The organism is Paenibacillus sp. J22P143 (assembly GCF_059692035.1).
This window is the reverse complement of record NZ_JCAUAQ010000032.1, coordinates 13,792-37,225: the sequence shown is the minus strand read 5'-3', so window position 1 is coordinate 37,225 and position 23,434 is coordinate 13,792. Positions and strand designations below refer to the sequence as shown.

General features: G+C 39.6%; 22 protein-coding genes and 2 pseudogenes. 9 read left to right on the top strand and 15 right to left on the bottom strand.

The genetic code is table 11. The features are described 5' to 3' along the window. Positions 1–79: 79 nt before the first annotated feature. Positions 80–1,240, top strand: a pseudogene (locus tag AC58PQ_RS26405) (IS110 family RNA-guided transposase). A 214-nt stretch (positions 1,241–1,454) separates the two neighbouring features. Here AC58PQ_RS26405 and AC58PQ_RS26400 read toward each other — a convergent pair. From AC58PQ_RS26400 to AC58PQ_RS26385, 4 genes are all read right to left on the bottom strand, one after another. After that, on the bottom strand, positions 1,455–2,870 hold the full coding sequence (locus AC58PQ_RS26400; RefSeq protein ID WP_497246838.1) for an alpha/beta hydrolase family protein: 1,416 nt from the start codon (positions 2,868–2,870) through the stop codon (positions 1,455–1,457). A 77-nt stretch (positions 2,871–2,947) separates the two neighbouring features. Then, positions 2,948–3,400, bottom strand: a complete 453-nt coding sequence (locus AC58PQ_RS26395) for an NUDIX hydrolase (protein WP_497246836.1) — start codon at positions 3,398–3,400, stop codon at positions 2,948–2,950. A gap of 275 nt (positions 3,401–3,675) precedes the next feature. Then, a complete protein-coding gene (locus AC58PQ_RS26390; RefSeq protein ID WP_497246834.1) occupies positions 3,676–4,302 on the bottom strand; it encodes a hypothetical protein in 627 nt (208 codons plus the stop codon). A 78-nt stretch (positions 4,303–4,380) separates the two neighbouring features. Then, the gene (locus tag AC58PQ_RS26385) at positions 4,381–4,542 is read right to left on the bottom strand and encodes a hypothetical protein (protein ID WP_497246832.1); all 162 of its coding nucleotides are present in this window, start codon (positions 4,540–4,542) and stop codon (positions 4,381–4,383) included. Between the two features lie 466 nt (positions 4,543–5,008). Between AC58PQ_RS26385 and AC58PQ_RS26380 the strand changes: the two are divergent. Beyond that, positions 5,009–5,254 (top strand): annotated as a pseudogene (locus AC58PQ_RS26380) (IS110 family RNA-guided transposase); the annotation flags it as partial. A 250-nt stretch (positions 5,255–5,504) separates the two neighbouring features. Here the strand turns inward: AC58PQ_RS26380 and AC58PQ_RS26375 are convergent. Further along, the gene (locus AC58PQ_RS26375) at positions 5,505–6,767 is read right to left on the bottom strand and encodes a hypothetical protein (RefSeq protein WP_497246830.1); all 1,263 of its coding nucleotides are present in this window, start codon (positions 6,765–6,767) and stop codon (positions 5,505–5,507) included. A 592-nt stretch (positions 6,768–7,359) separates the two neighbouring features. Here AC58PQ_RS26375 and AC58PQ_RS26370 point away from each other — a divergent pair. Continuing rightward, positions 7,360–7,626 carry a hypothetical protein gene (locus tag AC58PQ_RS26370; protein ID WP_497246828.1) on the top strand — a complete coding sequence of 89 codons (267 nt, stop codon included), beginning with the start codon at positions 7,360–7,362 and terminating at the stop codon, positions 7,624–7,626. Between the two features lie 194 nt (positions 7,627–7,820). Here the strand turns inward: AC58PQ_RS26370 and AC58PQ_RS26365 are convergent, their stop codons facing one another. Both AC58PQ_RS26365 and AC58PQ_RS26360 read right to left on the bottom strand, forming a co-directional pair. Beyond that, positions 7,821–7,997 (bottom strand): hypothetical protein, encoded by a 177-nt coding sequence (locus tag AC58PQ_RS26365; RefSeq protein ID WP_497246826.1) that lies wholly within the window; start codon positions 7,995–7,997, stop codon positions 7,821–7,823. Between the two features lie 100 nt (positions 7,998–8,097). Further along, a complete protein-coding gene (locus AC58PQ_RS26360; protein WP_497246824.1) occupies positions 8,098–8,382 on the bottom strand; it encodes a hypothetical protein in 285 nt (94 codons plus the stop codon). Between the two features lie 346 nt (positions 8,383–8,728). Between AC58PQ_RS26360 and AC58PQ_RS26355 the strand changes: the two genes are divergently transcribed. Beyond that, positions 8,729–11,050, top strand: a complete 2,322-nt coding sequence (locus AC58PQ_RS26355) for a YcdB/YcdC domain-containing protein (protein ID WP_497246822.1) — start codon at positions 8,729–8,731, stop codon at positions 11,048–11,050. 212 nt (positions 11,051–11,262) lie between these two features. Here AC58PQ_RS26355 and AC58PQ_RS26350 read toward each other — a convergent pair whose 3' ends face one another. Then, the gene (locus tag AC58PQ_RS26350) at positions 11,263–11,580 is read right to left on the bottom strand and encodes an Imm32 family immunity protein (RefSeq protein WP_497246820.1); all 318 of its coding nucleotides are present in this window, start codon (positions 11,578–11,580) and stop codon (positions 11,263–11,265) included. 389 nt (positions 11,581–11,969) lie between these two features. Between AC58PQ_RS26350 and tnpA the strand changes: the two genes are divergently transcribed. Together tnpA and AC58PQ_RS26340 are read left to right on the top strand one after the other, a co-directional pair. After that, positions 11,970–12,242, top strand: coding sequence for an IS66 family insertion sequence element accessory protein TnpA (tnpA, locus tag AC58PQ_RS26345; RefSeq protein WP_497246818.1), 273 nt, complete (start codon positions 11,970–11,972; stop codon positions 12,240–12,242). A gap of 56 nt (positions 12,243–12,298) precedes the next feature. Further along, positions 12,299–12,577 (top strand): hypothetical protein, encoded by a 279-nt coding sequence (locus tag AC58PQ_RS26340; protein WP_497246816.1) that lies wholly within the window; start codon positions 12,299–12,301, stop codon positions 12,575–12,577. 666 nt (positions 12,578–13,243) lie between these two features. On the opposite strand, the gene AC58PQ_RS26335 is transcribed toward AC58PQ_RS26340, so the two are convergent. From AC58PQ_RS26335 to AC58PQ_RS26325, 3 genes are all read right to left on the bottom strand, one after another. Then, positions 13,244–14,179: a metal-dependent hydrolase gene (locus tag AC58PQ_RS26335; RefSeq protein WP_497246814.1), complete on the bottom strand. Its 936-nt coding sequence runs from the start codon at positions 14,177–14,179 to the stop codon at positions 13,244–13,246. A gap of 366 nt (positions 14,180–14,545) precedes the next feature. Further along, entirely contained in the window at positions 14,546–14,989 is a 444-nt protein-coding gene (locus AC58PQ_RS26330) for a DUF6843 domain-containing protein (protein ID WP_497246812.1), read from the bottom strand. 710 nt (positions 14,990–15,699) lie between these two features. Continuing rightward, the gene (locus tag AC58PQ_RS26325) at positions 15,700–15,843 is read right to left on the bottom strand and encodes a hypothetical protein (protein WP_497246810.1); all 144 of its coding nucleotides are present in this window, start codon (positions 15,841–15,843) and stop codon (positions 15,700–15,702) included. A 142-nt stretch (positions 15,844–15,985) separates the two neighbouring features. On the opposite strand from AC58PQ_RS26325, the gene AC58PQ_RS26320 reads away from it, so the two are divergent. The 3 genes from AC58PQ_RS26320 to AC58PQ_RS26310 all read left to right on the top strand — a co-directional run bounded on the left by AC58PQ_RS26320 (position 15,986) and on the right by AC58PQ_RS26310 (position 18,086). Then, positions 15,986–16,516 carry an S-Ena type endospore appendage gene (locus AC58PQ_RS26320; protein ID WP_497246808.1) on the top strand — a complete coding sequence of 177 codons (531 nt, stop codon included), beginning with the start codon at positions 15,986–15,988 and terminating at the stop codon, positions 16,514–16,516. Positions 16,517–16,743: 227 nt separating this feature from the next. Further along, positions 16,744–17,103 (top strand): S-Ena type endospore appendage, encoded by a 360-nt coding sequence (locus tag AC58PQ_RS26315; protein WP_497246806.1) that lies wholly within the window; start codon positions 16,744–16,746, stop codon positions 17,101–17,103. Positions 17,104–17,219: 116 nt separating this feature from the next. Further along, on the top strand, positions 17,220–18,086 hold the full coding sequence (locus tag AC58PQ_RS26310; RefSeq protein WP_497246804.1) for an S-Ena type endospore appendage: 867 nt from the start codon (positions 17,220–17,222) through the stop codon (positions 18,084–18,086). Between the two features lie 321 nt (positions 18,087–18,407). On the opposite strand, the gene AC58PQ_RS26305 is transcribed toward AC58PQ_RS26310, so the two are convergent. From AC58PQ_RS26305 to AC58PQ_RS26290, 4 genes are all read right to left on the bottom strand, one after another. Continuing rightward, the gene (locus tag AC58PQ_RS26305; protein WP_497246802.1) at positions 18,408–20,477 is read right to left on the bottom strand and encodes a peptidoglycan D,D-transpeptidase FtsI family protein; all 2,070 of its coding nucleotides are present in this window, start codon (positions 20,475–20,477) and stop codon (positions 18,408–18,410) included. Between the two features lie 517 nt (positions 20,478–20,994). Beyond that, on the bottom strand, positions 20,995–21,384 hold the full coding sequence (locus AC58PQ_RS26300) for a hypothetical protein (RefSeq protein WP_497246800.1): 390 nt from the start codon (positions 21,382–21,384) through the stop codon (positions 20,995–20,997). Positions 21,385–21,597: 213 nt separating this feature from the next. Next, complete coding sequence (locus tag AC58PQ_RS26295; protein WP_497246869.1) at positions 21,598–21,747, bottom strand: HNH endonuclease; 150 nt, start codon at positions 21,745–21,747, stop codon at positions 21,598–21,600. Between the two features lie 704 nt (positions 21,748–22,451). Next, positions 22,452–23,369 (bottom strand): hypothetical protein, encoded by a 918-nt coding sequence (locus AC58PQ_RS26290; protein ID WP_497246798.1) that lies wholly within the window; start codon positions 23,367–23,369, stop codon positions 22,452–22,454. Positions 23,370–23,434 lie beyond the last annotated feature (65 nt).

Below are 23,434 nucleotides of genomic sequence, written 5' to 3'. Positions count from 1 at the left end.
CCGTATCACATGCGATGCTATGGAGCGACAAGAAGAATCTTAGGGGCTGCCGGCAAAATATATACCAAGGAGAGATCGAATGAATCCAGTTATTGATCTAGACATTTCTAAAGATGAAAGCCACGGACAGGCTTTTTTAGATCGAGGTAAACCATTCAAAGGGACGTTTCATTTCGAACATACGCAAGAAGGACTCTTGAAATTGCTCCATATTATTCAGGAAGTTGAGCATGCCTCTGGACATCGTCCCACGCTTATTCTCGAAGCAACCGGGCATTATCAAAGCCCCGTCGTTCAGTTTTTGGAGGAATATCATTATTTATATATTGTGATCAATCCGCTTATTTCAAATCGACTTAGAAAATCTAATCTTCGTAAGTGAAATCGGATGCTGCTGACGCTTATCTTTTGGGGGAACTTCACTACAAAGAAGAGTTCGAACCATTCAAAAAAAGGGTGTGCAGTTACTTAATCTGCGCTATTTGACGCGGCAATTTGAGTCTTTTTCTAAGATGTGTGTGCAGACAAAGCTGCAATTCCAAGCTGTTCTGGATCAGGTTTTTCCAGCATATAAAGGCGTGTTTGGAGCTATGTATTCTAGTGTTTCACTTCGACTCTTATTTGAGTTTCCAACGTCATCTTCGGTTCTATTTGCAAATGAAGCAACGCTTTATACCAAGATCAGTCTTTTACTTTCTTCTAAACGAGGGCGCTCAGAAAACTGGATTAACGAAAGAGTCCATCGCCTGTTAGATGCGGCAAAACAGAATCCCTTTCAACAAACCATGTATTCAAGCCATTTGATTAACCTAAAGAACCTGATCACCCTCATTCTTCAGTACCAGGAGCATCTCGCTGAGTTGGAACATGCATTGATGCTCTGGCTAAAGAAATTGAAGAGTATGATTTAATTCAGTTGATTCCCGGTATTGGACCTAAAATTGCTGCAACAATTTTATCGGAAATTGGAGAATTCGACCGATTTGATCATCCTAAGAAACTGGTCGCATTCGCAGGTATTGACCCGAGCGTATTCGCTTCAGGTAAGTTTACTGCAACCCGAAATCGAATAACCAAACGTGGCTCGCGGCAGCTCCGATATGCGCTAGTTATGGCTGTTCAGTGCGGTCTGATTCGTTCTAGAAACACTCGGATTAAAGAGTTTTACGACCGAAAAAGAACTGAAGGCAAGCCTCACACTATATTCTTGTCATCCGATATACGGGGTGTTATATGGTGAGCTAGTTGCACGTAAGAGGGACATTAAACATTCATCACTTTGCTCACCATGTAAGTGAATGCAATTATGGACTTCAATCCGCCTTACATTTTATAGCCAGAAACAAATCAAATAATCCACAGGGGATAACTTAGGGGAAGACCGTGTGGTTGTAGGTTAAATGAAGGAAGCACTGTGAGTAACTCACAGGCTTCTTTTCATTGTCATTGTTGGTTTATTCACCTTGTGAAAACGCAATAAATTCATTTTCTACTTCTGTATCCATGATTGTACCGCTTCTGTTATTTAAAAACTTGTCAAAAAAAGCAACCATATATGGCTTCATAAGTGCATGAACCTTTTTAACGTCAGAATGGGGTGCGATGCCGTATTTTAATATCGGTGACCAAAGTGGCATATCAGTTAAGCCAAGATGTGTACTATTTTTGATATAAAGCTTATATCCGCCATTTCGGTACATCCCCTGTGTACGCTCGATGAATTGCTGGTAGGATCTATCCCATTGTTCCTTTGTCATCCCAGATTTTTGAATAGCTTCGTCGGTTGGATTATAGGCTTGCGTCTGCGCCCCGTCATCAGTGGAGATATACATAAAGGGTTTAGATACCCCATGACTAAACACGGTTTTCCCAAAAGGGAACCCATCCATATTAATGACCGCTTTGAGCTCCGGAACCTCACTAACCATTTGCATCGCAGTAGCACCACCAAACGAATGCCCGAAAATGCCAAGGCGATCCCAGTCTATTTTATTGGTGAAGATTTGTTTGGTATCCTGCTTATTAAGATTTTTTAATTCGCTTAACACGAATTTAACATCAACAATATGAATATTAGTAATTAATTCATCTGATTTATCCACATCAGCTAAATAATCAAGATTAGTGTCTGCGGCAACCACTTCACCGTTTGGGAACGCACTCAAGAACGAATAGTTCGTGTGTTGAATGGACGCGACAATATATCCGTTACTTGCCAGTTCTTCATTTTGCGACGTGTACTCAATAGGCGTTTGTAGGAGTCCGTGGGAAAATAAGACGATCGGATAGGTACTTGCCTTTGAAGATAACTTTACATCAAGCGATGCGTGCGTGTTAACGCCATTTAAATAACTTGTAAGGAATGTAGGGATGTTGAATCGATCTGCAAGGGCGTGTGTCATCTCTTTCTTAAAATAAGGAGCCATCTGTCCAACCTCATCGGTAGGATAGGTCAATGTAACCAATAGCTTACGATCTCCACGCGCTTTATCGGTAAAGACATAATCCGTCGTACCCACCTTATAGGACCCACTTGGTTTTTCGATCATAAATACGGGCAATAAGAAGAGCGGCAGCACAGATACCAGCAATGAGATACTGCCAACAACACCTAGAATAATTGACACAATCCTATTAGGTCTCTTGTTCTTCCCACTTTGTTTATCAAAATAAAACAGCATAATGATCGTTAGGATCGATAAGCAAATAAGCTGAAAGCGGAAATGCCCAAGGGCTGCATCGATGAGAATAAGTAGTGCCGATACACATGTGACACCAAATAAAAAGCTGGTGTATTTGTTTCGAACGAACAGCATCCACATCCATGAAAATGCAATAAGGGCAATAAAAAAGCCTTCAATTATAAACAAAGTAGCACCTCTTCACACAGGATATCCAAATTGTATGCAGCGATTGACGTATTAGAAGCCGAGTAGGATGCAGAGCTTTAAGCTTTTTTCTTTTTTAACGCCTTGCAGAATTTGATGATGGAAATGTAAAACTGGGATTTTGTTAATGATTTATTTACTGGAGAATCATTGTTAAGATAATCACTAATTTGCTTTCTTCTATCTGAAATTAAAAGTAAAGGTAATTTCTTTGGGGAAAACCATCGTAATTGTGATGTTTCAGAGCCAGTTTTTCCTCCAACTATTTTCCCCAAAAAAACATGCTGAATGTCATTAAATTGAGGTCTATTATAATCTCCGATTTTTCTTTCGATTTTTACTAGATATCCTGTTTCTTCTTTTGATTCTCTAATAGCACATTCCTCCTGGCTTTCTCCTTTTTCAATCCTTCCACCAGGTAAATCCCAGATAGGGAAGTCTCTTCTCCTTACTAACAATACTTTATTTTCTTTGTTATTAACTACAGTAAAACAACCTTGCCTTTTTGTCATGGTTCTACCCCCTAGCCAGATTAATCAAAATCCATGCTTTATTTAAACATTACCATATTCAGGGATTTTCAATAAACGTTTTCTTAAGTTTGTTTTGCATTTATACCCGTTGATTGAACAAAAAAAGAGCTGCCGCGAGGCAAGCTCCTTCACTATAGTTCCTCGTTAGTGCAACAATTGCCATCACATACGCCGGGGAGCCATTGAAACAGACAGCGTCACGGATTCAGGGAGAAGTTATAACTAGCATGGATGCACTTGCCTTGCAATAATCATTACTTCAACGCTTTTAATAACGCCTTGGCCGCCTTGCGTACGGTCGGCTTATTATGATCTGCATATTCGTGCGCGATATGCAGAATTTCTAAGGATAACGATGGAGCGGCTGCCGCAACTGTACCAAGTCCGGCAAGTGCCCGTCCCACATGTTTGCCTTCCCAAACATGCATTGCATCCCTCAAATGAGGATACGCCAACAGGGCAGCTTCTTCATTGGCTCTCGCCAAATTTCCCAAAGCATCTACGGCGTAATCTCGCACGATTGTGCTGGAATCCTTCTGAATAATCGCAATCAGCTTAGGTAGAAACACGCTGCCCTTCCCCGACACTCGTTCAATTGTCAGGGCAATGGCATGCATAGCCTCCCACCGTACTCGTGTCACTTTGCTAGACAGCAGCGGCACCAACAAGTCGAAATAGGGCGACACCAGCTCAGGCCGTGACTCCGCAACCTTTGTCATCACCTCGCAACAATCGCCAAGTAATGAAGCATCTGAGCCTGTAAGGGCTTCAGCAACCTCCGAAAGTAGCGCTGGATTATCTAGACACTGCAAAGTGACAACCCGATTAGCCTCCTGAGTTCGGTCGCCAACTTGTGATGATAGTTGATTAATAATTTCCATGAGATCCTCCCATTTTAATGGTCTAATACATTTAGTATTGCCTGCTTGCATCTCAAAAGCTTCAGCTTCCCTATCTCATTAGTCTTGCTTATAATTTCCTTTCAATACACCTGACACCAATCCCGCACCAACCATTAAAATTAAAAACCCGAAGTTCCATAAAAATGATCCGCCGTACAACGCAATCTCCAGCGCCGTTGTTTTGTTCAATAAGAGGACAGCGAGTTTAATCACTAGCATCGCAACGCCAACTACAAATAAGATTCAGAATAGGATTCAAGCCCAAGTATGGGCAGTCCAAATGGTTTTGGTTCTGAGGTTGACGTTTGAAGAAAGTGTTCCCTTGCCTGAAGTTTTTGAAGCTATGTCCTTGTTTGTGAATTAGTCTTTCCTTCATCTGAAAGGGTACTGAATCGGAAACGGTAAGAAAGAAATTGGGGCATCCGACTGGGTGCCTTTTAAACTTCCCTTCATAATTGATATGGTGAACCATATCACAATTTTGGTAAAGGAAAAATTAGAAATAAGGGTACCGATTGCTTATTCAAACCGACTTCCATCATGTCGCTATTGAACTATCGTTCCCCGTTAGATTCCTGTAGATGGATAAATTTCAGCTTTGTAAAAAAAGGAGCGCCTCTGTACGATGGAAGTACGCAACGGGTCAAAAGCCCTTTAATTCCATCATCCAGGAGGACGCTCTACTATGAAGTTTAAATCACAAGATAAGCAAAATCAACTCATTGAAAATATTACCGTTAATCATATTGTTGTTGGTGTAGACATTGCTCAGGAGGCTCATGATGCTAGAGCCGTTAACTTCCGTGGTGTCGCTCTCGGTAACCCTTTAGTGTTCAATAATGACGAAGATGGTTTCAAGTCCCTCGACCGTTGGATTCGCGACTTGTTAGTTTCATATAAGCTATCTCAAATAATCGTTGGTATGGAACCGATACCGTAGATCTTTAAATCAAATGGATCCCATTCTGCAATGATTTTATGTATTTTGTCTCCTAGAGAATTAATAACATTTCCTCCTCTACGTAACATTAACGAGACAGTGAGATGGTGATGCTCTTGTTCTTACGTTAGCGTAGTGATCTACTTGACATCTAAACACAAACCTTTAATAGCCAAGCTTCTTAGAAAGTAATACTTTCAATCAACAAAGATTTACACTCTTTTTATTTTACGTATTTTGTTCATTCTTGTAACGGTTTATCTGGTACCCAAACGATCCCGCTGTAAGTTGAAATATGATACCAATTGACCTTCTCTGGGGAAATCCATTTTTCAAAAGAAAGGACTTCCTGATCTTTGAAGGTGCCTTCATCATGGGCAACTTCTCCTGTAAGTGGGAAATAATAGGTTTTTGTTTCTGAGGTTAATTGTACTTTTTCTTGTGTTAATGTAATGCCCTGAGGTCTTTCCAATGGTGCTCTATCAAGGTTGACCACTTTCCAACCGAATGGAGTTTGGATACGTGCCCAACCTTCATTTATCCTGTCAGCTACATATGTTCCCGGCTGTAGCCAATTTTGTAAACTTAGGCTTGCGTCACTGTCGATATCAAAATAACGTGTGGCCGTTCGCAGTGTAATTTTTTCGTTATCTAAATCGGATTGCATTAGCGGACCACTCTCAGATTCAAATAGAGGATATGTTTTAACCCATTTATAAGTTCCATCTTGTATTTGAATCTTGAACCATCCATAAATTTGAGTCTTAATGTTGAAAATGGAACTTGCAACCGCTTGAACTATTCCAGGAGTCGCTTTCACACCTTTACCTACAACTTCATAGGGATGATCATAAAGCAATTCCTTCCCAGTCATTTTAACGACTCTGTCAGTTGACCTCTCCTCATGCAGAAAGTCTTCAGGGATAAATGGATCGACAATCCACTTCTGCCCCTGTTGTTTAGTAGAAATTCGATACCACACTGGAGCTTCCAACATTGCTCTTCCTGTATGAGCCCCTTTGTATAAATATTTATAAACGGCTGTTACATGCACCTTTTGTGGTGATATTATATCTTTAGGTGGTTCGGTTTTGGAATAAACACCGACATCGGGTTGGCCATATAACTTCATATCTTCAATAAGGGTAATGTCCCTGTCTACTTCCCAATATCCGCCAGCAGTAATTTTGTTATCATCCTCGATCCATTTTTCTCCCATCCAGGTTTTTATACGTATATATTCTTTACCTCGGGTGTTTGCTAAACAGTTTTTCGGTTCATTCGGTTCATTCAGAGTACAAGCCACTTCTACCATCTGCATTCCGGAAATCGAGCCAACGATAGAATTTGGATATCTATAGTCATCCAGCAGTTCCGTCTCCGATAGAACAACCAGTTGTCTATTCGACATCAAATCAATTGTCGCCTTAGCTGAGGTGCCTAAAAAACTAAACCCACCGTACAATAGTGACATCGCCACTGCATACTTAACAACCTTTTTCATACACACACACCCTTCTCTAAATAAACTTTGTAATAATCTTAATTGGATAATTATACTAAATTCACCTTATTAACAAATATGCTTCACAAAATCTTCACTCAGTTATCCGTACAAAACTCCTTCATTTAAAAGACTTAAATAACTCGAATCATTAGACGTGGATATATGGATTAGTTTCAAAAAGAACGGTTTAGGTCGCAACAATTTCATCATTGAATGCGTCTATACTTACAACATTAGGTAATTGAGGTGGAAAAAGTATATGTATTACAAAATGATTTTTATCGTTATCCTTTATGTTGCATCAATAATACTTACTATTGAGCCTGTTACCATTCCTACTGGCGATAGTAGCTTTGAAGAGTGGGCGGACCAACAATGGTAATTCGGTACTATTAGATTTTGCTTACCCTATTAACTTTTAAGCGAAGAATTTTAGAAATTACCATTACTATTCCGACCATTCTTTCAACTAAAAGGAAGCGGATGCCGGCCACGGCGATCTTCTCCCTGAATGTCCAACTATCGTTTAGTAGAATGGCCATTGCTTTGATAAAATAATTGAAAAAAGCAAGCGATCAAATGAGGTAACATGAAACAGTTCAATGCTAATAAAGCACCTGAAGATATGTTCACTAAGGCAAAATTGAAGAAAATGGGTCTATCCCCCATTTCTGATCACTCTGCTTATATTACTTATCCCCCAAGTAAAAGACGCTATAAGTTATACAAGCTTAAAAACGCACGCCCAATTGACAATAATGTAGGATATTCCCTACTCATTTCTGTTAGAAAATCAAACGAAGAAAATTTAAGCCCAGAGAAGCTACGAGATATCAGTAAAAGACTCCACTCATAATATGACTCAAAATAATCAGCTATATTTCGAATTATAGTAACGAGTTGCTGAATTAATCTGTCCGTTACTTGAATGAAGGAAAAAAGGAGCTTACCGCGAAGCAAGCCCCTCAACTTTCGTTTCTCGATAGCTCAATGTCCCGGATAACTGTCCAATAGCAACAACAAGCTCAAATTAAGTCTTAGTATTAGCAATCAATTAACGCTCCAATCTATATGAAAGCTGCCACTGAAGTGGGAGCCATACATGATGAGCTTGACCGTGCCGTCTTTATCAATTGGAAATTCAGTCCAGAATTTACTTTGATACTTTGCTTCAGGGAGATTGTTTGACATCTGAACCTCATGTCCCTCTTCATCATAAATCTTCATGTTATAACTTCGTCCGTTCTTATGATCGGCTTCAATGGTAATTTTAAAATTTTGTCCTTTTTCGACTGTAATTGGAAGCTCGTGCTTCCCGTTAAACAATTCAAATGAAACTTTTCATTTCTTCTATTGACTTATTTTCAGATGTTCGTAAGGAGTAAACTCTTTTAATAAAGTCATCTGTGGCAAATTCGCTCCAACGATAAATATCCTCAAAGTTATTGAAGTAATTGATTATCACGGAATTTAATTCAGGTATCCCTGTACCTATTCCATTAACACGACCGGTGTCTATTCCATTAACACGATTATTTTTATGGGATTCAACTCCAGATACAATTAGCAGTAAAAAGAGAATAGTTATTACTGATAATCTGATCATAAGCATGTTAACGCTCCTTAACTAAAAGGATTACTCCAATTGCGCATAATGACTAGTCAACAAACTTTGCAAAAACACCTTACATAAGAGTATTCGCAATGTGAATGAACTATACTGCCCGTCCCTCAGCGCCGCAGCGTGTTTCCAATGGAAATAATACGGTAAATTAAGCAGCACATTAGAAATCAGTCCAACTCAGGATCGGAACATGGCGAGAAACGATAGGTATTTCTTAAACACAAATTATAAGTTACCTCTAGCGGCACCTTAAAAATTAGAAACTTTTCTCATTTTTATACGTAATAGGTAATGGAATCTTTTTCCATAAAAAGATATTTGAGGAGTGAATGGAATGAAAATAATGAAACGAACGCTGAACACGCTCGCAAAGTCAATGTGTATAACAGTTATAGGAGTAAGTGTAATCACTTCAAGTGCACTGGCCGCTGATATGGGCACTGCGATCCCACTAAAAGTGGTTTCAGATACCAAAGCGGACATGGCGGATGCAAAAATTTCGAAAGATCAGGCTGTTGAACTTACAAAAAAACTGTTTCCTGCTTTAAAAGAGGCTACTGTCCAATCTGTTGATTTCGGTGACCCCAATACATACCCTCCACGTAATGAGAAAGTCTGGACAATTCAGTGGCAATTCAAAACAGAAAATGGTACTAATGGCTTCAGCAGCAGAGTGGATGCTATGAATGGCGACTTACTTCAAATGTTTGTTCCTTTTCTTAATGATCCTCGCAGCAGCAACAGCAACCATTTTCCTCCCAAAGTAACTAGAGAAGAAGCACAGCAGCTCGCTAAAGATTTTATTATTCAAGCTGCCCCTTCTATTGCGCCAGATAGTTTGCTTATTAACGATGATAATACACCTTATCAAGACCAAACTTCTTTGTTTGGGCCTGTTCAATATTCCTTCAATTTCAATATTACAATTAATGGCGTGAAATTGAATGATGGCGGGATTCACGTAACGCTAGACGGTGAAGGAAATGTCTTACAGTTTAATAAAGCCATTCAATTAAGTAGTTACCCGACCACTGTACCAAAAATAACGATGGAACAAGCAACGACGTTCGCTAAGGAACATCAAACAGTAGAATTACAATATATCCCGATGCGTAAAGGGGGAATCAAAATCCAATCCTGGTGGCTAGGATATGTGCCAAGCCTTCAGCCGATTGATGGACAAACCGGGCAATTTGTGACACTTAGCATGCCAGACAAAACGCAAGCATCAAACTATGTATCTGTACCTAAAAAAGATAAAGTATTTACCGCTCCCACGGCAAATGGAGAATTGACGGCCGAACAAGCTGCACAAATCGCGGAACAAGCTTTCCCTGTACTAAAAGAAAAGAAGCTTCTGCAAAAATCCCTCAATGAGGGTTGGAGCGGCGATAATCATAAAGTCTGGTCGTTAAATTGGGGAAATGAAGAGCTTAGGATGGGGCCTTTCGGATCGTACAGAGCTAACATAGACGCTCAAACCGGAATTATTTTAAATTACTCGACAGATATGTACGGTCCTTACCCGCCTGCTGCTAAACCAGCATCAAATGAACCCGTAATTTCGAAGGAAGCAGCACTACAGCGAGCTGAAGAAGTGATCAATCTTATTTATCCAAATGCTAGTGAAGATTTAAAACGAATCGATACCACCAACAGCTCGGATGCTTCATCAAACCCACCGCAAAATTATTATTTTTTGTTTCAAAGATTTTATAATGGGTTGGCAGTTAGTGGAGAAAATGTCAACTTAACATTGGATTTACAGGGAAATGTGACTAACTATTATGGAAACAGGACGGTTTTGGATGACCAAGTTATGGCTGCTTTGAAAATAAACGTTTCTAAGGATCAGGCGCTGACCCAAATTTGGGAAGCTACGAAACTCGAATTACAGTTAAATTCTTTTGGTGGGTACATGTTCAATTATGCGTATGAACAGCCGATTGCTAAATTAGTGTACAATCCAGTTTTGAAAAGCGGCAGCTTGAATTTCAAAGCGTTGGACGCAACCGACGGCACCTGGAAACCTCTATGGTCATATCAGACTCCATCCCCACAATCTTCCGAGAAGCCAACCGATATTTCTGACCACTGGGCACAAAAAGACCTGGAGACCATGATCCAATATCAAGTCCTTACTACAGATGACTCGGGTAAGTTGAACCCCGACCAAACGATCAAGTATGGGGATTGGTTGACGATGATGGCTACATCTTTGACGCCTCAATACAAAAATTATTACAATGGAAACATGAGTGATAAGCAGATTTTTGCCGATATCACTGAAAGCAGTCCTTATTTTGATGCCGTTCGTACATTCATACAACAAAAATGGCTGGATGCAGATTCAAATATTAATTTAAACGCAGATCAAGAATTAACACGGGAAGTGTTGGCATCTTCATTGATTCATATTCTTAAGTACAATAAACTGTCTAGCCTCTTGTCTCCCACATTAAAAGAACTGCCTTTCACAGACAGCAATTTGATTACAAACAAATCAGATGTAGCATTAGCCGTTGAACTAGGAATTATGGAAGGGTCCTCTGGCGCATTCGAGCCATTAGCTAAAGTAAGTAAAGCGCAAGCTGCGGTTGTCATTTTGCGTCTTGTCCGCTTACAAGGCAAACTTGATCAAACGATCGGACAATAGATAATGAACTTGTGTGTTGCAAAAGTTTTGTCGACGATGAAACTCGATTAAATTTCAGCAAAAAGGAGCTGATCCTCAAGTCATCTTTAATGACCAAGGACAGCTCCCTTCTTATTATCTTGATGCGTAGCCTTATCTTGATGTTATTGAACTAAAGTTAGCCGTTAGTTTAGTTCCGCAGCAGCTGTTCAAAGTTGCTTTCCGTGATTTATTTACTCTTTCAGATATGAATCAATCGGTTCAAATTCTGAGCAACAAATGATTAACTCCGCACTATTGGGCATCGAGAAAAAGCCCATTGTTTGGGACGCATACCCCTTTTCGCTGGGATCGACGTGTATATGATAACCATCGGTAAAGTCATTATGAGCCAGTCTCAGTAACTCCTGTGCAAAGCCAATTAATCCGTTTCTATTTAAGCTGATCATCACTCGATTATTACTTATTATTTCAACCTGTCCTACATTATCTTTGCTTGGAAACTCGGGAGTGTTGTCATCAATATTTAAATTAACGATAACGGAATTCATACTCTTTCACCTCTATAAATGAGATTAAGCAACAATCACATTGTACCACATTAGAACCTTCAGACTTCGAGCGGATGAGAGTATTTCAACAGCCAATCTCAATCTTTTTACAAGGTGAACTTAAAGGCGAGAATGTACTTATACAATCTCATGATAACGAATTTGTATTAAGCACCATCGGAATGCGATATGTTAAAGCAAATTATAAATTTCTTAGTAAAAGATAATTCCACCTATACTAGCGATCCCCTGATAAGAAAACAATAACAAAAGGTCAGTCTGCAAAAGCAAACTGACCTTTTGTTATGTAAGCGTCAAATACTCCCCACATTACATACCTCAACAGAACATGAGAAAATGAATCTATCCTAAATCAAGGGGGGTATCTCATGGATAAACAGCAACGCTTGCAAGAATGGACGGCTAGAATCACAGATTTTATATCTAGCGGTCTGACCATGTCCGCTTGGTGCCAGGCACATGGCCAAACCATTCACCAATTAAAATACTGGCTTCGGAAATTAAACGAACCGTCAGAGCTTTCCTCGTCTTCATCATCTCTCACAGTCCATGTTGGGCTCGTCGGAATTGAAGTTCATACCGATTTTAATCACGAACTGCTACGTGAAATCGTTCGGGTCAAATTTAAAACTTTCAGGTAGCTGAAGTAAAAAGAACATTTCTTTCCCTTCATATGCAGCAGGTCAGGGATCTAGTCTTGGATTGGGATGGGCCTTACCGTGCTTCTGTACGTCAAGAGGAGCTACAGCCGATCATCGATCGCATGACCGCTGCCAGAACCGAGTATTACAATTGTCTCTTGGACGTGAAGGAACTGGAAGCTAGGTATCACAATGCACAGCAGGAACTTCATTCACTAGCTTGGAAGGACAACAGCAACCGTCCAGGTGATCACAGGCTTCCTTCCACGATCGTAGCGCAAAGTGATCTGCCGCTGATTTCCCGTGAGGACATGCTATTGATTGAAAGCCTGTAGCGAGGAAGCTCTTCTTCTTCCAATGAGTATTCATTTCTCTTTAATCATAGCGTTAGTCAAAAAGGATAGTCCAGTAACAATAAACGCTGCCAATAATGATACTTCTGCGCCAAACAAAGAGGGGACTAAATTGGATTCCTCCAACCAATAGAGTAGCGAGGTAGATAATACCCATTTCCACAAATATTACAGTGGCACATGCAGCACAAATTAATAAAAGTAACGAAAGAAACCCAATTATTTTATCAGACAGCTTTAGTTGCGTGAAATCTTCTTTTTTCCTGACGTAGAAATATAGTGCGGCAAAGATAATTAAAAATAAAACTATTGCGTTTAATTGGATCATTTTTTTCTCCAATTTATATTAAATTATGTTTATTCTCCTTTAATGTTCTGTTTACCAGTCCCTTCAACTAATACTTCTACATCAGCAGCTGTTGAAAGGAAATCCTAGATACCTAATTCTTGACTTGTACGATCAAGAACTATCAATCTGTTCAATATTAAATAAGTTCCAATAAGTGCACAAAATATGAGTGCAAATGGTATTATTGATTTAATTTTAGGCATACCGAATCTACCTCTATTCTCTTAAACTGAATTTTTATGTTCCTTGTTACTACTTTAAAGTTTATACGCAGTGAACAATTGGTAAGTTTTATAATTTTACATTTTTTCCAAATAAATTACATCTTTTTGATCAATGTCTTCCGGTACATGCCATGAATTATCTTTTAAAATGAAAACCCTCTCTTCACCTTTATGTTCTGCTAATATATATAGCTTTTCATGAAATTCCCTTTCCCACAAAACATTATATGCTGGTTCATCTTTTTCAGTTTTCCTGTACGTTAAAGATTCCGTTTTTATTAGCGATCCTTTTGATGTATAGATCGCATTCATTAAAGGAGAGTCTAGCTTGCCTAGTAGCGTGGATTCACCGATAATTACTCTTTGCTCAGAGTACACAGAATATTGCCACTGCATCCAATCAAAAGGTAATCCTGGCCTAATTAAATTCTCTGCAGGGGGTACAACTTTTATAACAGTTTCCGGTGTTAAAACGAATTGCCGTTTAATTTCGTATATAGATATTTGCTGACCTATAATTCTCAATATTAGGTACATTATTGAGACCATAATAGGAACATAAATAAGTTTTCGTTGTGTGGGTTTAATAAACATCCAAAAGAAAGCAATGATTAATGGAAACAAAAACCATGGATCTCCAAGCAGTAGGATATCAAGACTAATTTCTGTATCTACAAATGGATAAAAGAAAGGCACACCATGTTCAAAAGAATCCGGTATTAGGTGTGCTCCCAGAATAATGGCCACATTAATCAGAAAATGTTTCTTAAATGGCTTCTTCCTTGTGAGGATGCAAAAAACAACTCCTAAGAAAAAAGCGAACAATATAGAATGACTCAATACAGGGATAAAAAAGTATTTAAAAAAATCAGGTGTTATTGCAACGATTCCTCCGTAAAAAAATAATATGAATATTTGTTTACGCGCCTTACCAAAAGCACAATGCATGAGAAAAGCTAAAATGCTGCCAAGAATTAGGTGGGTTAATACATGACATATTAAAATGTACAATGACAATACCTCCATCAATTGAATCCATACCTCAAAAACATGATCATACTAAAACTGTTCCAATTGAATAAAACAATAATTTGTTAAGAAACCTCCCCTTTATATATTTACTGCGGGAATTTATATTTTTATTTTTTGTAGTAAGACTATTCCTTGTGTACTACCAAAAAAAAGCCATAGCTAGAGCAAAGAAGAGCCTATTCTCCATATTAGTCTCAAACCGTAAACACCGCCCTCTCAATTAACTTTTTTTTCCATTTTATACGCATTTCTGTGTGAAATCCAATTCTTACTTTAAATTGCCTTTAAGATAGCAAAGGTTGTAGCTGACGCGGCAGAACTGCTCCTTGTTTTGTTCAACTATAGTTATCTGTTAGCTTCTTTTAGCTTTTCAGCTTCAATTTCCCATTGTTCTTTGTCGCCTAGAAAAAAACTAACGACCGTTGGGGAGTCTTCTCTACGTCCGTCAGCGTAACTCGTACTATGGCTTTTGGTGCTTACAGCATGTATAGTTTCCTCATGATGGTTCGTTTCCGTAAGATTTCCGTCGCTACCAAGGTAGAACACTCTCAAAGTTCCTTCTTTCATCGGGGAAGATGTCTTCAGCTTTCCGCTAGCCGGAATTTGGAAAACATAGGTTCCGTTCTCTTTCTCGAGCGGCGGAGAATCCGCTTGGTCAAACGTTACCTCAACCCAGCCGGTATTACCCGTCAGAACGATGTATTTGTGTTGTTCAGGCACTGTATACCCACCGATTATAACTAATAAAATGACAAAAATAATGGTGGAAAAAACAAGAAATATTTTCATCTTCTTAACCTCTCCATACCCCGACTTAGTTGTACCTATTTCCCACTTTATCGAGTTCGGCTCCCTGGCAAGGACACAAAAAGAAAATCTCCTATTTTCAAATCCGATGCGCTTCCGAAGCCAGGTGACAAATAGAAAACGCCTAGAATATTAGTTATTGAACCGATACTTCGAAGATAAGTAAACTGTATAACAATCCCATCCTGTCCTTGGCATTAATATTAATATCTACTGCACTAATTAGACGTGCAAAAATGGAATAAGTTTCCTGTATTTATTTAACAATCCTGCCCGTTAAGCTGAGAAGACTGCCGTTCTATGCTGTCGGCAGCCTTCTCCTGAAGTCTATTTTGCTATAGTTCTGCAATAGCTTAGGTTGAAACTATATTGGAAATCTTCACTAGCCTATGGCATTTTTAAACCTCTATATTAGATGCATCGGTAAAGCGGACATTTTGTTTTGTAGTATTTAATGTTGGTATACTTTATAAAGTAGTATTGTTGTTCAGTACGTTTGCGAATATAGAAATGAAGACACCGTCATAACCTTTTCTCTTTGATCTAGCCCATAGTTTGTTGTTTCCATCGACATTTTAAAAATCCCCCTTGTTCATAGCTAAACGCACCATAATTCTATTATCAACTCATATGTCTTCATGGGATGCCACAGTTAAATTGCACTATCGGTTACCATTAGTTAAGTTATTCACTCAATTTGGATTTTCTCGCTTCCACTCTTCAATTAGCGGTTTGAAATTTTTATCAGGCTCAATAATAGGGCGTTTTGTTTTTATATCTTTAAAAGCTTGTGTAAAAGATCCTCCTTTTCCACCTAAAAACCACAGTAGTAACATAACAGAACGCGACCTTCCTTGATGACAAGTAACAAGAATTCGTTTGTCAGTAACAATTAATATAGATATTTTCCTCAGGCAAGCAGTCTATTCACAAATGTAACATTAGTCATAAACTGAAGGATAGAGGAGGTGGCTTATTTTGTCTTGTCGTAAAGGTCATATAAGAAAAACTCACGAAATTTGCAAAACCAAAAAAAATATCGTAAGAAAGCGGAAGATTCCTCCACCCACGCAATTAATCACTGATGAAATATGTGGCAGCATATCGCAAGAAAGCAATGGGCAGTCCGTACAATATTGGCGTACTACAAACATTAATCAAAATCTCCCCTTTGGGACAATAACCGTACTTAATCAAAGCCCACAGTGTACATTAACTGTTAAGGCAGATACAACAGGGGATGGTACTACCGATACCACATTATTTATAGTAACAGAGTACAATCAAGCCAAATCAATAACATTAGGGTCTGTCGCCAGCTTGGAAATTAGCTCCACAAGTACTGGAACCCATAAATGTGTGGGAAAGTTTTCGATTACAGCGCATTATTATCAGGTGATAAAATGCAAGAATAAAGACAAGAAAAAGAAAACTAACCGTTTCTTTCCGCCACTTCAAAATGACGATTGTACAATAAAAGAATCAGAAAATATCGAAATCATCAATTAGTCGATATAAGTAGGGGATGTACGCGTCAAATAGCCCACATCTATCACCAAGATGAGGGCTATTTGACGCTTCATCGGCTTTTAATACAATCAACCTAGCATTTCTAAATAATAGACTGCCACTTTTTCCGCTTATCACCTTATACAAGTCCCCACACGGCAAGTTTATAGAATTCATATCATATTTCAGAGCTAGCTTATATTATAATTCGCTATCTCAACTATTTTATGGAGGGTGATCAAATGTCCTGCTGTTGTTGTTCGGACCCTGAATTTTTTAACGATGAGATATGTGGTAGTTTTGTCATTACTGTTACTACGACTGGAGCTTCAGTTTCAGAAACAGTTTATACGTCCCAAGGAGCCATTTTACCCTTGGGGTCAATAAGTGTGTATTATGAGACAGGTCCAGCTGCTTCGATTACGTTTAATACTGCAAGCCCATCCCTCCCTGCCCCTATTACTGTTCCCATATCAAATACCCGTACCACTACCACTGACTTTATTAATGATGTTGTCATAACTGCGCCAGGTACCGTTGGTATCTATAGAGGGAAATATTGTTTAAATCTTCATTATCGTCGATAATATCTAAATCATAATCAAACAAGAACGCCCTAAAATAAGGGGCGTTTTTCCGAAAAATAATAACCTTATTTTAGGTGTTTTCAATAAAACAAAGCATCTACGGAGGTGATAATAGAATGGCTAATTGCTGTTGTCCAGAACCACATTTTTCAACTGATAAGGTGTGTGGTAATTTTGTAATAACGGTTCCAGTAGGTGGAGGTCCAGTTACTGAAACAGTTTATACGACCCCTGGAATCATTTTTCCTCTGGGGTCGATCAGTGTGATTTATGAGACAGGCCCAGCTCCTTCGATTACGTTTAATACAGCTAACCCATCCCTTCCTACCCCTATTACCGTTCCTTTGGAAAATACCAGGAGTACCACAACAGACACAATTAATGAAGTTACTATTACTGTTCCTGGTATTGCAGGAACTTACAGAGGGAAGTATTGTTTGAATCTTCATTATGAGGGAATCCCTGCTTTGAATATTACTCAAACATTTACTAATCCAACCCCCATCACCAATCTTAGCTTCAACAGTACTATCCCATACCCTTCAACCATTGCCGTTGGAGGATTGCTAGGTACGGTTATTAAGGTTACAGTAACGATTAACAGCTATAACGATCCTGGGCCACCCAATCACCATATGATGTTAGTAGTTGCTCCCAATGGCACAGATGTACTCATTTTTTCTCATACAGGGGGTACCACTCCTGTAGCCAACGTGACTTTTACCATTGACGACAACGCGCCAAGTCCAATTCCGGTTGGAGGACCACTAGTATCTGGTACGTACCAGCCGAGTGTCCCAACTGTCGCAGATAATACAAATCTAACACCACCTGCACCACAGACAGCACCATACGCTACCGCATTAAGCGCATTTAATGGAATTAATCCCAATGGAATATGGAGTCTTTATGTTATTGATAGTTCTGGTGGTCATGGTGCTTTCATTAATGGAGGATGGTCGCTAACTATCTCCGTCATATAACCATGTTTTTTATTCAACAGAATCTAACAAAATGAGATTATAACACAATCATAAAAACCGCCTCATCGCAGCCGTATCAAGAGTTGAGGCGGTTTCTTATGTCCTGGAGTCACAGCTGACCGGATTCAACCAAATTCATCGCTTTTTGATCAACTTTTTACCTGAGAGTTTAATAACCTAATAATCAGCACCATGCATAACTGGCAAGGAAATGATGATGCTACCATACCAACTGCTGCTAGCTTCTCGATATCTCCAGACTCTCAGCCCCCGGCATTTCGGCCAACTCCCGCATACCGGCTCGTCAGCTGATTCCCACACCTACCAAGGACGCTTCCCGCCGCCAAGCTTCGTCAAAATACCGTCGTTGACTGCGTCGTAACTTTGAAATATTTTCGCCGCAATCGGGGATGCGCCATAACGCCCGAAGCCGCCTTCGGGCACGACAACCGCGACGGCAAGCTTCGGGTTCTCGACAGGAGCAAAGGCGATGAACACCGCATTTTCAACCGAACCTCCCGACACACTTTGGGTAGAAGTTCCTGTTTTGCGTGCCACATTAAACGGTAACTCCTCAATCCCCTCTGCCCCACTTTTCATCCCGTGAATAATGGTGTTCCAATCCTCTTTGGCAAACTCTGCGGAGAAGTCCTCCAGTACTTCAGGCTCTATTTTTCTAACCAATTGGCCCTGATAGTCACGAATTTCATCTGCAAACAACGGCTTCATCCGCTTCCCGCGACTAGCCAAAGTAGCTGTATATTGAGCAAGCTGCAAGGTTGTCGTTTTCTCATTTTGTCCCCAAGAGGCGTAAACCATCGCTGACTGATAACTATCTTTCACCGCATTTTTAATAAAATCATTAGATCCCGCAAGCTCACCCGGCAGGCCGCTTCCTGTTTTGATACCCATTCCAAATTTCGCCATGTACTCTGCCCATTTGGCAGTCACAGCCGGATTCTCTTTGCCGTATTTGGCCCAGAAAGGAATGCCGACTTTTTCAGACATAAACGTGTTAGAGGAGTGTTCAATGGCCCCGGCTGCATCCATCTCCCCGTAAGCAGCCTTCCCCGAATTTTCGATAGTGCTATTACCTCCTTTGCCAAAGCTAAACGCCCCCGTATCGTAATAAACCTTGCCGTACCCGTTGAAAAATTTCTCTTTAAGTCCTATCAATACTGACATAGGCTTGATCGTGGAACCCATAAACACAATCGATGATGGATGTTTCGCATTTTCTTTTTCGTCTGGGAATTTAGCTTTAGCGGTTCGAATGCTGCCATTTGGAATAAACGGTTCGATTTCCTTATAGACGCTTGCAGACATTCTTCCCCCCGTCCACGCGTTAGCATCGTAATCCGGAAAGTTCGCCATCGTAACCACGCGTCCTGTATCAACCTCCATAGCAACTGCAAAACCGGAAGCTGCCTGCATCCCAACACCTAGATACAAATCATTAGCGTGAGATGGGCTGCGCAGATAGCGAATATGTTCCTCAAGCATTCTTTCTGTCGCCTTCTGGACATCTTTATGAATGGTCAGATACAAATTATTTCCTTTAACGGGAGCCGTGACTTCGGCTCTCCCTATTATTTTGTTAACGGCATCAACAGGATATGTTTTGCTGCCATTTCTGCCGCGCAGCTCATCCTGATACATGCGTTCGATACCATCGAATCCAACATTTTCCGAGTTTAAATATTCCTGAACCATAGGGCTGTCTTTATAGATTTCTTTGGCTGTCGGTGAAGTAAAAGAATTCGTATATCCCACTAAATGGGTAGCAATTGTAGTATGGCCGTCATCATCCATTTCATAGGTGCGAATGCTTTCCTCAGTTACGTCTAACCATTTAAATTCATCCCTATGCTCTAAAATATAGGCAATCTCATCGCTGGATAAATCCGCCTTTATTCTTCGCGGAACCCAATAATAGCTCGGCTTTTTGATTTCATTTTTATGGTAGTCGTATCCAATGTCCATAGCTAGAACGATTTCTTCCGGGGTTGGACTTTTCGAGTTTGGTTTGGCATACTTGTCGAATACATCCACTTTAAGCCGATCCGCTATAGCAATTAAGTCATCTAACTTTTGAGCGCTGGGATCAATCCGAAAAAATAATGATTGCATGGGGATGGTATATGCAAGTGGAGATTTCGTGGAATCATAGATGTTGCCGCGAATAGGAGCAATTTGAATTGTTTGCGTTCCATTTCTATTCTCTGCAGCTTTATGTATTTTCGTTTGAACAAACTGCAACATAGCCAACCGCACGATGAGTATGGAAAACAATACAAAGGTTACAAAGAAAAAAAGATTGATCCGCAGCGAAAAATGTCTCTTATGAGAAAGTTCTTTTTTCTTCGGATCATCCATGATCGGCGATTTCATCGCTTTAAAGCCCCCTTCTGTTTCAGAACGTATCCTGAAACAGACGAAGGAAAATCTAAATCAGTTCACTAAAATATGGAAAAGTTGGATTAGTCCTAGACAAACACTTATAAGCGATTTATTTAATGACTCTCATTAACGGTTCTCACGATCGATATGTTCAATAAACGTTCTTATCTCATGAATAACGGACTCCAGTTTCGTTATTACGCGAATAGAGAATACATTTTCATTGCGTATTAGCAAATGGCTGCATTGGTGTCCGTTAGCACAGGTTGGAGGAAATAAATTGTCAAACATAAGGCTAAAAAGCAGCGGTTACCACAATCATAGGAGCTAAGGGTATTGTTCGATTTGTCTTCCCGCAGCGGAAATAGCCGTTCACGGATCTTCCCCTTCTCATCAATTCAACACATATTGCACATTTATGAGGGATATTCTTGTTGTAAAATAAAACGACAAGAATATCCCTACAAGTGCAAAAAAACTTGATCTAACAAGGTAGTATATGGACATTTCAATAAACGTACTTAGAGCCAAGTCCCCAATATTTATATTCATATTCCTTGGGATTGTTTATTAAATGTTCGGAACGTTCTATCCAGTCAATTAAACGAGGGGATTTTGCTGTTTTCTTCGCTCTTTCAATGAGAACAATAAGGTTCATTACAGCCTCTTTTCCCCCTTTCTTAACGATATCTCCAGTGAAAACATATAGGCTGCTCAGAAAAAAAGAGGTATGTTTGCATTTTCCATCCTCAATTAGCTCACAGATCATCGGAATGTTATCATTGCTATTCACAGCTAACTCCCAGTCCTGTTCAGGAATTTTCTCACTAGTATAAGCCCACGCTCTGATTTCCTGTTGACTTGGATTCCATGCATGTTGTGCATCTTTGAAAATCAAATGTATGTTACCCCCTGCATATTATTTATAGGTCTCTTGTCTATTAAGCTATCGTTCTTCGTTTAGCTTAACGATCAACAAATATCTATTAAGCCATCTGACGACCGTTTTCAATCCAGTGTGTCACATCTTCTGGCGGAGATGGAATTTGAGCTAGTCTTTTTCTCTTAGCGAACTTGTAGAAACTCTTAACGCGTTTTACTAGATCCGGAATCATAATATCTGATTCCCTATATTGCAAGGCTCACATACAACCTGAAGATTGATTGGATCATCTGTTCCTCTGCGTGAAACTGGTATAATGTGATCAATATGGAGCGCTACATTCGGAGCCTTACGACAGCAAAATTCAAGTGTGCTTATCCCTAATTAGAACAAACACTCTCACCTTCGGATCCAGGACGTTTCTAATCCTTCTCTTTCGCATTCGTATCAGCCTCCACCGAAAATTTATGTCCTAAAAGTTAAATCTAATTTTCCATTTTATCAAAGCGGTAATCCCTATATATAACCAGACTGAAAGGACAGAAAACAGTAATAAATCACGGATAGTTCTAAAATTTATTAAAGAAGAATCACTCTTGCTGCTCTTTCGTAACTGAAATAAAAGGTTAACAAACAAAAGAAGCAAAAAACAAATTTTAATGGCACGGGTCAGATTATCGTTCATCAGATTGTGAGAGAATACTTTGTCAAAGAAGAGGTATGCACTTAAAATGACACAATAACTAGCAAATAGCATGCTTAATCCCTCCAACGTTTAAAGATAAATGGTAAAACATATTATCGAAGCCTATGTTTTTTTGCTATATCATTGTAATATTATACCAAAAATATGTTCGAAATATGGTTCCCAGGCATTTTTGGATAAGCACAAAAATAAGCCTCATACCCGAACAGGCCGCCAATAGCCTTGGCAGCCTGTTGTCATGGTGCTATCGTTCTGCGTTAGCGCAACGAAAGTTGGGAGGTAATCATTATCAATCCGAAATAGATTGTCGCTCCCTTTGAAAAGCACTCACCGGGGCGCGGTTAAAAGACCATGGATCATTTTTACCCTTTATTCGTTAACCACGAGGCACATCATCCAAGATCACACCAATTTCCGAAACACCATCCACTGGATCGCCATAGTCATATCTTGCGGTAATCTTTCCCTTCTTGTATACATAGCCTTGAAAAAATGATTCGCCTGTCGGTGAAAATCCTGCCAATTCCAATGTGGTTTGCAGCGATTTTATATGAGCGTCTCTACTATTAGTATTAACGTAGAAGCGAAACACCAGCTCATCCATAAAGGTAATAACTATCTTTTTCGGAGGAGTTCCAATCGCTATGCTGAAATCCGGCGCTATATCCTTATATACATTTACAACCTTATTGATGAGAGATGGGTCAAACACATATTTCACCTTGGGCTCCGCCTTTATGTCGGGTAAATTTCCATCTGATGAATTCGCGTAGACCACTGTCAGATCGTCATCTATGCCATGTACAACCGACCATGTCATGAGAGTGTTATCGCTTGAGCGGCCATAAACATCATTCTCCGTTTTGCCAAAAATCATGTTGATTAAAGCGCTATCGGTAATCGGCCCATAGCCCGCATCTGAAAGCATTTGTGGAACATCTAAGAGTGGACTTGTAAGTTTGTATACGAATGTCAGTTTTTGATAGTTGCCTTCAATCATCACCACATTAGGCTGTGTATCGACTAACGCCGGCGCATTATTGTAAGCAGCAATAACTTGGTCGAAGTATGATGTATCAAAGGCAAGCAGCCTGACATCGGCTGATATTGGTGTACCTTCTGACTCTGTTGGTGTTGGTGTTGCTGTTGGTGTTGCTGTAGGTGTAGCTGTGACAGGCGCAGGTGTAGTTGACGTTATCGGTGTATTCGTGGAAGTCGGAAATGGAATTGTACATCCAGTTAAAATAGTAATGGTCAAAACAAACAGACAAATTTTAATCTGAAATTTTTGCATATGATTCCCCCTTGTATAAAACTCACATTCCTTCATAACCCATATATTGGAAGATGAAATTTTAA